Below are 12,835 nucleotides of genomic sequence, written 5' to 3' on the forward strand. Positions count from 1 at the left end.
GGGAACGGAGACAACCATGGATTTCAGCTTTACCGATGAGCAGCAGCAGTTCGCCGACGCGCTGCGCCGGTATCTCGGCGAGCAATACGGCTTCGAAGCGCGTCAGGCGATCGTGCGCAGCGATGCCGGTGTGTCGGATGCGCAGTGGAGCGCATTCACCGAGCTGGGATTGACCGCGTTGCCCGTGCCGGAGGCACAGGGCGGCTTCGGCGGCGGCCCGGTCGACATGCTGGTCGTGATGCAGGAGCTCGGCCGCGCGCTCGTGATCGAGCCGTACTGGGCGACGGCGGTCGGCGTCGAAGCACTGCGGATCGCCGGCTCGGGCGCAGGCGCCGACGCCGCGCTGCTGGAGGCGATCGCGCAGGGGCAAAAGCGCGTGGCGGTCGCGTTCCACGAACCGCGGGCGCGCTATGACCTGTACGAACTCGACACGCGCGCGCGCGAGCAGGGCGGCACGTACCGGCTGACCGGTACCAAGTCGGTGGTTCAGCACGGCGCCCGGGCGCATGCGTGGATCGTGCCGGCGCGGGTCGACGGCGGCGGCATCGGCCTCTTCGTCGTCGAACGCGATGCGGCCAATGCGAAGGTGATCGATTACCGGACCATCGACGGCCAGCGTGCCGCGACGATCGCGTTCGACGACACGCCGGCCCGACTGCTGACGGGCGGTGCGCGCGACGCGGCGGCACTCGAGCAGATCGCCGATTACGCGACTTTCCTGCTGTGCGCGGAAGCGGTCGGCGCGCTCGACGAACTGAATCACGCGACGGTCGAATACACGAAGACGCGCGAGCAGTTCGGCGTGCCGATCGCGCGTTTTCAGGCGCTGCAGCACCGGATGGTCGACATGCTGATTCATGCCGAGCAGGCGCGTTCGCTGACCTATCTCGCGGCGGTGCGCTACGCGAACGGCGATGCCGATGCGCGGCGCAAGGCCGTGTCGGCCGCGAAGGCGCGGGTGGGCGCGGCCGCGCGCTTCGTCGGCCAGCAGGCCGTCCAGTTGCACGGCGGTATGGGCGTGACCAACGAGGTGGCCGCCGCGCACTTGTTCAAACGGCTGTCGATCATCGAGACGACGCTCGGCGATACCGATCATCACCTCGCCCGCATCGCGGCGCTGCCCGATTTTGCGCAGACCGACGTAGCATGACGGCGACGCGCGAGCGCGCCAGACAAGGAGACTTATCCGTGGGCATCAGTTACGAAGACCTGGTGGTGGGCAGTACGACCGAAGTGGGCCGCTACACGTTCGAGCCCGACGACATCAAGACGTTCGCGAAGCGCTACGATCCGCAGCCGTTCCATGTCGACGAGGAAGCGGGGAAGGCATCGCATTTCGGCGGCCTCGTCGCGAGCGGCTGGCATACGTGCTCGGTGTTCATGAGCCTGCTGGTCCGCAAGCTCGGATCGGATTCAACCAGCATGGGCTCGCCGGGCATCGATTCGATCCGCTGGCTGAAGCCGGTCCGCGCCGGCGATACGATCACGATGTACCAGAAGGTGCACGACAAGCGCGTGTCGGAGAGCAAGCCCGATCGCGGCATCGTGTCGACCGAATGGGTCGGCGTGAACGAAGCCGGCGAGACGGTGATCACCGTCCAGACCAAGGTGATTTTCGGGCTGCGTCATCCGGGGGGCGCGAACCCATGACCGACGTGACCTTGCCGCTGATCGCATCGGCGCAGGCGTTGCGGGCGCGGGTCGGTGCGGAGCCGCTCGCGAGCGGCTGGAGCGAGATCGATCAGGCGCGCGTCGACGGTTTTGCCGACGCGACCGGCGATCATCAGTGGATTCACGTCGACCCCGAGCGCGCGCGGCGCGAGTCGCCGTTCGGCGGGCCGATCGCGCACGGGTTCCTGACGCTGTCGCTGATTCCCGCGTTGATGACCGACGCAATGCGCTTCGAGCAAAAGATGGGCGTGAACTACGGGCTGAACCGCGTGCGGTTCTTGAAGCCGGTGCCGGTCGGGGCGCGCGTGCGTGCGCTGTTCGCGGTGAAGGAAACCGCCGACGCCGCACGCGGCGGCATCCAGGTCACGTGGTCGGTGTCGATGCAGGTCGAGCGCCCCGACGCGCCGCTGCCGGTATGCGCGGCGGAGTTCATCACGCTGCATTACTTCTGACGCACGGAGCGGCATGCACGAATGCCGCTCCGCTCGTCATGCGCTCGTCAGCGTTTCGCGTATTGCGTTGCGCCGAACAGCACTTCGCGCGCCTTGTCGTCCTGCAGCGCCTTGCGCATCGACGCGAGCACCTCGACGCCGCGCTGCACGGCCGGTCGCGCGGCGATCGCCTCGTGCCAGCGCTTCACGTTCGGCAACTCGTCGAGCACGATGCCCTGGTTCTGCCACGAGCGCGTCCACGGGAACGTCGCAATGTCCGCGATCGTGTACGCATCGCCCGCGAGATACTCGGATTCGCCGAGGCGCTTTTCCATCACGTTGTACAGGCGCTTCGCTTCGTTCGTGTAGCGGTTGACCGCATATTCGATCTTCTCCGGCGCATACAGGCGGAAGTGGTGCGCCTGCCCGAGCATCGGACCGACACCGCCCATCTGGAACATCAGCCACTCGAGCGTCGCATAGCGCGCGGCCGGATCGGTCGGCAGAAACTTTCCGGTCTTTTCCGCGAGGTAGATCAGGATCGCGCCCGATTCGAACAGCGAGATCGGTTGGCCGCCGGGGCCGTCCGGATCGACGATCGCGGGGATCTTGTTGTTCGGGCTGATCTTCAGGAACTCGGGCTCGAACTGGTCGCCCGCGCCGATATCGACCGGATGCGCGCGATACGCGAGGCCCGTTTCCTCGAGCATGATGTGCACCTTGTGGCCGTTCGGGGTCGCCCAGCTATAGACGTCGATCATCGTCAACTCCTGTGTGGCATGCGCGAAAACGGCGCCGGCGGCGCCGCGACAGGCGGTCATTAGAGCATGGATCGACACGGGCTGCTGGCGACGGAAACGCGCGCGCCGACGGGCATGCGCGGCCGGGCCGGAGAGCGCCGCGACGTTGCGCGCGGCGACGACGGGCCGCATCGGATGGACGCGGCGGCGTGGCGTCGGTTCGAAGGCCGACGCGGCGGATCAGCGCTTGTAGCGTGGCTGGCGCTTCTCGAGAAAGGCAGTGATGCCTTCGAGGCCGTCCGCATGATGCAGCGACGCGACGAAATGATCGCGCTCGGTGCCGAGGTGCGCATCCAGCGGTTGCGCGGTCGCGTCGTCGAGCAGCGACTTGATGCGCGTGAGCGCATTCGGCGAGATGCCGGCGAGCGCGTCGGCCCATGCCAGTGCGTCGCCAAGTGCCGAGCCGGGCGCGGCAAGCCGGTTGACGACGCCGAGCGCATGCAGCCGTTCGGCGGCCACCGGCTTGCCTTCGAACAGGATCTCGGCCGCGATCGCACGCGGCAGCGCGCGGGCGAGAAACCACGAGCCGCCGCCGTCGGGCGTCAGACCGACGCGCGCATACGACATCACGAATTTCGCGTCGTGTGCCGAGACGATCAGGTCGCACGCGAGCGCCAACGAGAAGCCCGCGCCGGCCGCGGCGCCTTCGACGGCTGCGATCACCGGCTTCGTCGACGCGCGGATCGCCGTGACCCATGCCGCGAGCTGATCGATGCTGTCGGCCTGGAAGGACGGATCCTTCGAGCGATTCTCGAGCAGCCGGTTCAGGTTCCCGCCTGCGCAGAAGAAACGATCGGCACCCGTCAGCACGACGGCGCGAATCGCCGGATCGCGCTCGGCGGTGGCGAGCGCTTCGATGCCGGCCGCGTACATGTCGGGATGCAGCGCGTTGCGCGCGCCGGGATTGGACAGCGTGAGGACGAGCGTCGATTCGCTCTCGGGCGGACGCGAGGCCAGCAGTTCAGCACTCATGCGAGTGTGTCTCCATCGGGTGGCGCGGCGGCGGCGGCGCGTGTGTCGCGCGGACGGGCGGAACTGACGCCGCAGCGGAGGTAATGTTGTCGTGACGAACGCACGACTTGCTTTAGACTAGCACGAACGTGCTTTTCAGCGCGATGAATCCCGATGCGGCCGGCGTCGATGCGGCCGCACTTCAGCAAGGAAGGAGACGCCAATGCTACAGCTGTGCGGTATTCCGTTGTCCAACTACTACAACAAGGTGAAGTTCGTCCTGCTCGAGCACGACATTCCGTTCGAGGAGGCGGCGTGTGGTTTGCCGATCAGCGATCCGGCCCGGCTTGCCGATTCGCCGCTCGGCAAGATTCCGTTCCTGAAGACCGAAGAGGGGGCGCTGTTCGAGTCGCAGGTGATCGTCGAATACCTGGCGGCGCGCTATCCCGAAAAAGGCATTTTCCCCGCGAGCCCGTTCGCGGCGGCGAAGGTGCGTGAACTGGTCGAGACGCTCGAGCTGTATCTCGAATGGACGGCGCGCGAGGTGTACACGGAAGCGTTTTTCGGCGGGAAGGTGAGCGACGGGATGAAGGCGCACGTCGAGAAGCGGCTGCCGCGCGCGATCGATGCATTCAAGCAGATGACGCGGTTTTCGCCGTATGCGCTCGGCGAATCGTTCGGCCTCGCGGACATTGCCGCGTGGGTTCATCTGCCGGTCATCGGGATGGCGACGAAGGCCATATTCGGCCGCGACTTCCTGCTCGAGGCAGGCATCGACTGGAAGGCGCACGCGAAGACGGTGGGTGAACGCCCGGCCGCGCAACGCGTGGCAGCCGAGCGCAAGGCGTATGTCGAAGCGGCGAACGTCGCACGTTCGTAAGCGCGGTTCCCGAAGGGCGGCGCGCGGCCGCCCGTGCGGCGCTTACAGGCGAGCCAGCCGATCGAGCGCGGACGCGAGCGTGCTTTCCTGCTTCGCGAAGCAGAAACGGACGACGCCCGACTCGTGCGGCTCGTGATAGAACGCCGACACCGGAATGGCGGCAACGCCGATCTCCGACGTGAGCCACTTCGAGAATTCCGCTTCGGGCAGGTCGCTGATCGCCGAGTAATCGACGCACTGGAAGTACGTGCCCGTGCACGGCAGCAGCTTGAAGCGCGTGCGCTCGAGGCCGGCCCGGAAGAAGTCGCGCTTCTGTTGATAGAAGCCCGCGAGCGACAGGTACGGCGCCGGGTCGCGCAGATAGTCGGCGAGCCCGATCTGCATCGGCGTGTTCACCGTGAACACGTTGAACTGGTGGACCTTGCGGAATTCCGCGGTCAGCGCGGCAGGCGCCGCGACGTAACCGACCTTCCAGCCCGTCACGTGGTAGGTCTTGCCGAAGCTCGACACGATGAAGCTGCGCGCGGCGAGTTCCGGGTAGCGCGCGACGCTCTCGTGGCGCGCACCGTCGTAGACCATGTGTTCGTAGACTTCGTCGGACAGGATCAGCACGTTGGTGCCGCGCACGATGTCCTCGAGCTTGCGCATGTCCGCCTCGCGCCACACGGTGCCCGTCGGGTTGTGCGGCGTGTTGATCAGGATCATCCGCGTTTTCGGCGTGATCGCTGCCGCGAGGCGATCGAACGGGATCGCGTAGTCGGGCGCTTCCAGCGTGACGAACACGGGCTTGCCGCCGGCGAGCTCGATCGACGGCAGGTAGCTGTCGTAGGTCGGCTCGACGACGATCACCTCGTCGCCCGGATGCACCGCGCACAGGATCGCCGTCAGCAGCGCCTGCGTCGCGCCGGCCGTCACGGTGATTTCGGTGGCCGGATCGTAGCGCCGGCCGTACACCTGCGCGATCTTGTCGGCGATCGCGTCGCGCAGCGGCGCGACGCCGGCCATCGGCGGATACTGGTTGTGCCCGTTGCGCATCGCGGTTGCGACCGCATCGACGATGCGCGGATCGCAATCGAAATCAGGAAAACCCTGGCCGAGGTTCACCGCACCTTTTTCGGCGGCAAGCGCGCTCATGACCGTGAAGATCGTCGTGCCGACGTTCGGCAGGCGCGAGGGGAAAACGGGCGTCGTTGGCATATCTGAAGGAGCGTTCATCGATACGGTCGGATTCGGATGAGGTTGCGTCAGGCGGGCGTCGCCGTGGCGGGCGGCGCGGCGTCGAGTGCGCAGGCTTCCACGAACGGCGCGGGTTGCGCGATCCGGAAACCGAAGTCGCGTGCGGTGCGCTTCGCGAGCTTCAGCAGCGCGCGGTCTTTCGACACGAGCCACTCGGCCTGCGCGGCGCGGGCGAGTTCGAGAAATTTCTGATCGTCGCGGTCCTTGCACTTCGGCAGCGGCGGCGCGTCGGCGTCGACGGGCGGCGGTTCGACGAGGCTCGCGAGCCGGGCGACCGTGGCGAGCGCGTCGGCCTTGTCGATCGCACGCGACTGGAACTGCGGATAGTCGAGCACGTATTCGAGTTCGGTCAGGCAGCGGCCGTCGATCACGGCGGCAAGCATGCCGTGCTCCAGCGCGGCACGGATCGGGCGCGTAGCGGGGTCGTCGAATACGAGGATGTCGATCCAGACGTTCGAGTCGAGCACGACGCGGTGTGCGGCATGCGGGGCGAGAGAGCGGGCCATTCGTTACAATCGGAGGTTTTCGTCTGACCGCAAGGCACGGCGTGCCAGCGAGCCTCTATGATAATCGTTCTCTCTCCCGCCAAATCCCTCGACTACGATACGCCCCCGCACGTCCAGTCTTACACGAAGCCTGCATTCGTCGACGACGCATCGGAGCTGATCGACGGCCTGCGCAAGCTGTCGCCGCAGGACATCGCGACGCTGATGGATATCTCCGATCCGCTCGCGCACCTGAACTTCCAGCGCTACGCCGACTGGTCGCCGACGTTCACGCCGGCCAACGCCAAGCAGGCCGTGCTGGCGTTCAATGGCGACGTCTACGAGGGTTTCGACGCGAAATCGCTGTCGTCCGCCGATCTCGACTATGCGCAGCAGCACGTGCGCGTGTTGTCGGGCCTGTACGGGCTGCTGCGTCCGCTCGATCTGCTGCAGCCATACCGGCTCGAGATGGGCACGCGGTTCGCGAACGCGCGCGGCAAGGATCTGTATGCGTTCTGGGGCGACCGCATCACGCGGGCGCTGAACGAGCAACTCGAGACGCGCAGCGGCGCCGCGCGCGTGTTGATCAACTGCGCGTCGACCGAATACTTCAAGTCGGTCAAGCCGAAGCTGCTGGCCGCACCGGTCATCACGCCGGTATTCGAGGACTGGAAGGGCGGCCGCTACAAGATCATCAGCTTCCATGCGAAACGCGCGCGCGGCCTGATGGCGCGTTTTGTCGTCGAGAACCGTATCGCCGACCCGAAGGCGCTGAAGGCATTCGCGACCGAAGGCTATGCGTTCGATGCGGCCGCATCGAACGATTCGACTTACGTATATCGCCGGCGCGTCGGCGAGTGACCCTGCGGGCCGTTCACGAGACGGCCTGCGCATGCATGAGACTGAATGGGCGGGATACCGTCTGCTTCGGGCTTCGCATGGGACCGGAGGTAAGCGCTGAAGCGCTAACTCCGGTCGACAAAGGAGAGATAGATGGCCCTTTCGATTACCAGTAATTTCGACGCAGGCGCAATCGACGTCGTGTCGTGCGACCGCCCCGATGCAATCCGGCTGCGCGTGCGCGGCGACAATCGTTCGGAATTCGCGCAATGGTTTTACTACCGCTTGACGGGAGCGCGCGGCGAGCGATGCGTGATGACGTTCGAGAACGCAGCCGAATGCGCGTATCCGTCCGGCTGGCGCAACTACCACGCGGTGGCGAGCTACGACCGGGTCGACTGGTTCCGCGTGCCGACGACGTTCGACGGCAAGACGATGACCATCGACCATACGCCGGAGTTCGACAGCATCTACTACGCGTATTTCGAACCGTACTCGGAAGAGCGTCACGCGGCGTTTCTCGGCGCGGTCCAGCAGTTGCCGCAGGCGAGCGTCGTCGAGCTCGGCCGCACGGTCGAAGGCCGTCCGATGTCGCTGCTGACGCTCGGCACGCCGGAAACCGATGGTGCGCCGAAGAAGAAGGTGTGGATCATCGCGCGCCAGCATCCGGGCGAGTCGATGGCCGAGTGGTTCGTCGAAGGCCTGGTCAAGCGGCTGGCCGGCTGGGGCGACTGGGCCGGCGATCCGGTGGCGCGCAAACTCTACGATCGCGCGACGTTCTACATCGTCCCGAACATGAACCCGGACGGCAGTGTGCACGGTAACCTGCGCACCAATGCGGCCGGCGCGAACCTGAACCGCGAGTGGATGGCGCCCGATGCCGAGCGCAGCCCTGAGGTGCTGGCCGTGCGCGACGCGATCCATGCGATCGGCTGCGACATGTTCTTCGATATTCACGGCGATGAGGATCTTCCGTACGTGTTCGTCGCCGGCTCGGAGATGCTGCCGAGCTTTACCGAGCAGCAGGGCAAGGAGCAGGCTGCGTTCATCGACGCGTTCAAGGTCGCAAGCCCCGATTTCCAGACCGAGCATGGCTACGCGGCGAGCAAGTACAAGGAAGATGCGTTGAAGCTCGCGTCGAAGTACATTGGCCACCAGTTCGGCTGTCTGTCGCTGACGCTCGAAATGCCGTTCAAGGACAACGCGAACCTCCCCGACGAGCGCGTCGGCTGGAACGGCGAGCGCAGCGCGGCGCTCGGTGCGGCGATGCTGGCCGCGATCCTGGTGCACGTCGACACGTTCGCGTAAGCGCAGCCGTCGTCGCATGAAAAAAACCGACGCATCTCGCGATGCGCCGGCTTTTCTGCTGCTGTCGTTGCCGCTCCGCCGTATCAGGACTTCTTCGCGGTTTTTTTCTTCACGGCTTTGTGCTGGCCGCTTGATTTCTTCGTTGCGACGGCCTTCTTGCTGCCGGTGCGGCCCGATGCCTTCGCCTTGGCTTTGCCGCGGTGCGACTTGCCCTTGAACTTCTTCGTCGAAGACGACGAACGCTCGACGCGCGGCTTCAGCGGCGGAACCGGATCGTTCCAGCTGAACGCGAGCATTTGCTGGCCGACATAGCCGCAACGGAATTTCAGCGGCGTCGGATCGCTGCCGTCGCTGTGGATGCCGAGCCCGTCGACGGTGACGATATTGTCGACTTTCACGCGCTGCTTGCCTTGGTCGAACGAGTCGTTCCACGGCGTGATCGTCGCGTTGCCGCTGTCGAATGCATTCGGCGCGAAGTCGACTCGGTCGAAGGCCGTCGACGTGCTGGCGATGAAGCTGCCGTGCGCCGCACAATCGGCGGCGAGCGGATCGGCATGCATCTCGTTGACGAATTTGTTGATCAGTTCGGAGCGCTGGTCGAGCAGGTCGGCGAATACCGGAGCGGGAAGCGCAAGCGACAGGCCCGCGATACAGGCTGCCAGCTTGCCGAGCGCCCGGAAAATCCGGAGCGAGGCAGATGAGCTGTCCATCTGGTTATTGGTGAGGAGCGAAGGAGACATCGGGCACGTATAGATGCCCGATGAAGAACAGGAGTTCAATCTTAGCGTAAAAAAGTTGTGCGACAGTAGGTGACGTATTCGGCGCGCGCCGCGGAAGCCCGTCGGTATGCGGGTGCGCCGAGCCGATCCGGAGGAAATTCAGGCGCGCGGGCCGCCGAGGCGGTAGCGCCGGACGTCGAAGGTCGTGACCCACGCAGGGCGATAGACGGCGATGAGTGCCGTTGCCATGCCGGTGAACCATGCTTCGCCGAGCGCGAGCAGCGCGGTGTTCAGCAGATAGCCGGCCGGAATCACGACGGGCACGCCGTCCGCGAGCGCGAGCTGGACACCGGCTGCCGCGGCGGCGACCGCGACGATCGCGATGGCCGGCGACAGGAAGCCCTGCCCGGTGATGAACGACGCGAGGTTGTGCGGCAACCACGCGAGCGCGGCGCGTTGCAGCAACGCCGACACGCCGACAGGCAACGCACCGTAGATCAGATAGGTCAAGCCGATGCCTTGCCACGGTGCATCGAAGATGACCGCGGCAATCGCCGTGACGGCGCCCATGGCGACCAGTGCGAGTGTCCAGTCGAACAGCGTGACGAGCAGCGTTGCGCCAAGCAGATGCATGACGATGCCATCTTCGAGCCATGCGTTCGAGGCCCACAGGACCGTGATCGCAGTGACGAGCGCAAGCCACACGTGCTGAAGCGTGGCGTCTTGCAGACGGACGAAGGGGCGATTCCAGATCGCGAGCGCGAGCAGGGCCACGGCGGCGATCCAGCCACCGATGCCAACCCAGAGCGGAAGCGGTGTGAAAAGAAAACCCATGCGTCCATATTACTCGTTGAGCATCAAAGGTGGGAGCCTGCGCATGCCCGACCGTCGCAATATCGAGACTGTTTGCCTAGCGTCCGCGCCGGAACCGTGCCGGCGGCTCGGCGGCGAGCGGCAGGTCCTGCGTGCCGGTATTCGCGATGGGCAACGGGTACGGATGGTCGTGCCGTTGCGTACGCAGCGGAGCCGGGCCGTGTTCGCCGACGGCCGGCTTGCGGGCGCGGTTGCGGTTCGCCAGCAGCACCTCGAGATGGGGCGACAGCCAGCCGTTGTAGATCGCGACCGCGGCGGCGCGGTTTGCGGCGCCGAGCTGCTGGAAGATGCTCGCGAGGTGGATTTTCACAGTGCCTTCGCTGATGCCGAGCGTACGCGCGATCATCTTGTTCGTGCTGCCCATGTGGACGAACCGCATGATCTGCGCTTGGCGCGGCGACAGGAGGCCGCTCGGCGGGCGCCGGGGCAGCGAGCCGGCGAGCGTCTGGAAATGGGCGTCGTGGCGCGCCGTCGCCGTCGCCGTGGACGGCAGGAGGCTGAGGGCGATCGGCGGAATGTAGTATCCGCCCAGCAGGACGATCTCGAGCGCTCGCACGATCAGGTGCGGCCGCGTGGAGTGCGGGATCACGCCCGCGACGCCGTAATTGAAGAAGCGTTGGATGGCGTCGGGCGAGATGTCGTCGACCAGAACGGCGACCGGTGTCGGCGAGCACGCGTTGCCGAGTGCCTGAAGCTCGCTGAGCCGGCCCACGTCCAGCCAGTCGATCGCGACGAGGTCGAAACGCTGGGTGCGCAGCAGCCGGCGCGCCTGGAAACCGTCAGGCGCATCGTTGATGCTGGCGTGCCGGTCGATCTGCCGCAACAGGGTCTTCAGTCCGTCACGCCGTTCGGCGTCTGAGTTAAGTACCAAGAACCGCATATTCAACCTCCGTAAAGTGAGTCATTCACTGCTGTCGGGTATTAGCTGGCCCCGATAATGACAAAGACCTTACACGATGTCTGCTTGGCTGAAAGGCTTAGGAAAAGTTCGAAATTTTGGACGACCGGCATCGGATAAGAAAAAAGCCGCTTCGGTGGGCACCGGAAGCGGCTTTAAGCAGGGCAGGCCATCGAGGCCTGCGGGGTGGGTCAGTGGAAGTGCGGCTGGGCGGGCGACGCGTCTTCCGGCATTTCCGCATGGACGATTTCGCCGAGCGGATCGGCGTAAAGTGGCACGCCGCAGTCGTCGCAGTATTCGGGTTCGAAGCGACCCGCGTGCCGGCGGATGTCGGTTACGCCGCATTCTTTCAGCAGGCTCACGATTTCCTCGAGCGGCCCTTCGATCGGGGCTTCGCCTTCGAGCGTCGCGTTGTCGATCGATACGTCGCCGTTTTCACGGCCGTAGAGCGGCCACACGACGCCGTAGATCACGTCGTTGCTGGCACGCCGCGTGAAGCCGACGCGATACTCGTCGATACGACGTTCGCCGAAGCCGGCGACCACCGCGCGCAACTCCTGCGGCGCCGCACCAAGTGTGTCGAATAGATAACGAATGGCCGTTCGGACGGTGTGCGGACGCACGCGTTCGTCCGCATCGCGACAGGCCGAGTAGTACGCGTCCGGAAGCAGGCATTCGAACTCGCAGCCGGGCAATGCGATCGACAGGTTCGGGCCGCCTTGAGCCGTCCATTGTTCGAGGCACTGGCCGCGCTCGATCCGGCTGCCGTTTTCTTCCTCCTGCCAGCGGAACAGCGGCGAGCCGGCCGGCGCGGCGACGACCGCCAGCAGGAAGCGCGGATCGGCCAGGATCGGTGAGGTTTCCGGCAGATCGCCGAAGCTCAGCTTCGGGGGCTGCTGGCCGATCGCCGCATGGGCGAGTTGCTGAGCGAGCCGATAGGTTTCCACGTGATGCCGCGGCAACTGGTCGATGCTGTAGAGGAACGGTGCGAGGCCGACGAGGGTGCCGTTCGCGAGCACATGCGCCTGCAGGTGCGTTCGCAGCGCGTCGGCAACGTCGCTCTTGAGCGGGCCCGACGGAATCATGTAGCGCGTCCAGGCGAGAACCGGGACGGCGACCAGCAGCGCATCGTACGGTTGGCCGTCGTGTTCGATCACCATCGACTCGCTGTGCGTCTCGGCCATGTCGGCGAGCGCGCCGTAGGCGTCGGGATGATTCTGCTGAAGATGGTCGAGCGCGGCGTCGAGCGTGGTCTGATTGCCGTTGCGGACAATCTTGGCGAGCAGCGCATCGAGCTTCGCTTCCCAGAAGCGATCCTCGATGCGGCTGCCCGACGCGAAGAGCGCAAGTGACAGACCGACCAGTTTGTCGGCATCGGGGGGGAGGCGTTTGGCGATTCGCTGGCGCATATTAAAGACGTATATAGAAAGAGGCGAAGAACCTCACATTCTAGTCCGTTCTTTGCACCATAAGCGGCATTGTGCCCAGGCATGGCCGGACGGCCGAATTCCGGCGTTTGTAAAAAAAGTTGCTTCAAACCCCTTGCGCTCACGGTGTGGGCTGAATAGAATCACGCCTCTTTCGCGCTAACGGAAACGCGGCGCGGGAGGAAGGGAAGCGGTGCTGTTGAGGTTCGGAAGTAGCGAGCCCGACGGCGCAGGAAGAGGACCCCGCAGTCGCAACGATGTCGTGCAGAAAGTTGTTGACGCGCTGCGAAACACGGTTCATAATCTCGCTTCTCTG

The 12,835-nt window shown here is 65.4% G+C and carries 14 protein-coding genes; 6 read left to right on the plus strand and 8 right to left on the minus strand.

Translation table 11 applies throughout. The features are described 5' to 3' along the window. Positions 1 to 16: 16 nt before the first annotated feature. The 3 genes from WS61_RS03545 to WS61_RS03555 are packed head-to-tail and all read left to right on the plus strand — an operon-like array spanning position 17 to position 2,123. Positions 17 to 1,150, plus strand: a complete 1,134-nt coding sequence (locus WS61_RS03545; protein ID WP_059499253.1) for an acyl-CoA dehydrogenase family protein — start codon at positions 17 to 19, stop codon at positions 1,148 to 1,150. A gap of 38 nt (positions 1,151 to 1,188) precedes the next feature. Further along, positions 1,189 to 1,650 (plus strand): MaoC family dehydratase, encoded by a 462-nt coding sequence (locus WS61_RS03550; RefSeq protein WP_059499254.1) that lies wholly within the window; start codon positions 1,189 to 1,191, stop codon positions 1,648 to 1,650. Then, positions 1,647 to 2,123: a MaoC family dehydratase gene (locus tag WS61_RS03555; protein ID WP_059499255.1), complete on the plus strand. Its 477-nt coding sequence runs from the start codon at positions 1,647 to 1,649 to the stop codon at positions 2,121 to 2,123. Before WS61_RS03550 ends, WS61_RS03555 begins: the two co-directional genes overlap by 4 nt. Positions 2,124 to 2,170: 47 nt before the next feature. Here WS61_RS03555 and WS61_RS03560 read toward each other — a convergent pair whose 3' ends face one another. Then, a complete protein-coding gene (locus WS61_RS03560) occupies positions 2,171 to 2,863 on the minus strand; it encodes a glutathione binding-like protein (protein WP_059499275.1) in 693 nt (230 codons plus the stop codon). A 219-nt stretch (positions 2,864 to 3,082) separates the two neighbouring features. Next, complete coding sequence (locus tag WS61_RS03565) at positions 3,083 to 3,874, minus strand: oxepin-CoA hydrolase, alternative type (RefSeq protein WP_059499256.1); 792 nt, start codon at positions 3,872 to 3,874, stop codon at positions 3,083 to 3,085. 202 nt (positions 3,875 to 4,076) lie between these two features. Here WS61_RS03565 and WS61_RS03570 point away from each other — a divergent pair, with 202 nt between their 5' ends. Continuing rightward, on the plus strand, positions 4,077 to 4,733 hold the full coding sequence (locus WS61_RS03570; RefSeq protein WP_059499257.1) for a glutathione S-transferase: 657 nt from the start codon (positions 4,077 to 4,079) through the stop codon (positions 4,731 to 4,733). 42 nt (positions 4,734 to 4,775) lie between these two features. Here the strand turns inward: WS61_RS03570 and WS61_RS03575 are convergent, their stop codons facing one another. After that, positions 4,776 to 5,900 carry a pyridoxal phosphate-dependent aminotransferase gene (locus WS61_RS03575; protein ID WP_257126842.1) on the minus strand — a complete coding sequence of 375 codons (1,125 nt, stop codon included), beginning with the start codon at positions 5,898 to 5,900 and terminating at the stop codon, positions 4,776 to 4,778. Positions 5,901 to 5,977: 77 nt separating this feature from the next. Then, on the minus strand, positions 5,978 to 6,475 hold the full coding sequence (locus tag WS61_RS03580; RefSeq protein WP_059499259.1) for a putative toxin-antitoxin system toxin component, PIN family: 498 nt from the start codon (positions 6,473 to 6,475) through the stop codon (positions 5,978 to 5,980). 57 nt (positions 6,476 to 6,532) lie between these two features. Between WS61_RS03580 and yaaA the strand changes: the two genes are divergently transcribed. Next, entirely contained in the window at positions 6,533 to 7,315 is a 783-nt protein-coding gene (gene yaaA, locus WS61_RS03585; protein WP_059499260.1) for a peroxide stress protein YaaA, read from the plus strand. Between the two features lie 132 nt (positions 7,316 to 7,447). Continuing rightward, on the plus strand, positions 7,448 to 8,602 hold the full coding sequence (locus WS61_RS03590) for a M14-type cytosolic carboxypeptidase (protein ID WP_059499261.1): 1,155 nt from the start codon (positions 7,448 to 7,450) through the stop codon (positions 8,600 to 8,602). A gap of 83 nt (positions 8,603 to 8,685) precedes the next feature. Here the strand turns inward: WS61_RS03590 and WS61_RS03595 are convergent, their stop codons facing one another. The 4 genes from WS61_RS03595 to WS61_RS03610 form a co-directional block, all read right to left on the minus strand. Continuing rightward, a complete protein-coding gene (locus WS61_RS03595; protein ID WP_059499262.1) occupies positions 8,686 to 9,342 on the minus strand; it encodes a BspC domain-containing protein in 657 nt (218 codons plus the stop codon). Between the two features lie 138 nt (positions 9,343 to 9,480). Further along, positions 9,481 to 10,155: an energy-coupling factor ABC transporter permease gene (locus tag WS61_RS03600; RefSeq protein WP_011545801.1), complete on the minus strand. Its 675-nt coding sequence runs from the start codon at positions 10,153 to 10,155 to the stop codon at positions 9,481 to 9,483. A 76-nt stretch (positions 10,156 to 10,231) separates the two neighbouring features. Continuing rightward, positions 10,232 to 11,074, minus strand: a complete 843-nt coding sequence (locus WS61_RS03605; protein ID WP_059499263.1) for a response regulator transcription factor — start codon at positions 11,072 to 11,074, stop codon at positions 10,232 to 10,234. Positions 11,075 to 11,283: 209 nt separating this feature from the next. Continuing rightward, positions 11,284 to 12,501: a DUF2863 family protein gene (locus WS61_RS03610; protein ID WP_059499264.1), complete on the minus strand. Its 1,218-nt coding sequence runs from the start codon at positions 12,499 to 12,501 to the stop codon at positions 11,284 to 11,286. Between the last annotated feature and the right edge of the window lie 334 nt (positions 12,502 to 12,835).

Source organism: Burkholderia sp. ABCPW 11 (assembly GCF_001523445.1).
Classification (GTDB): Bacteria; Pseudomonadota; Gammaproteobacteria; order Burkholderiales; family Burkholderiaceae; genus Burkholderia.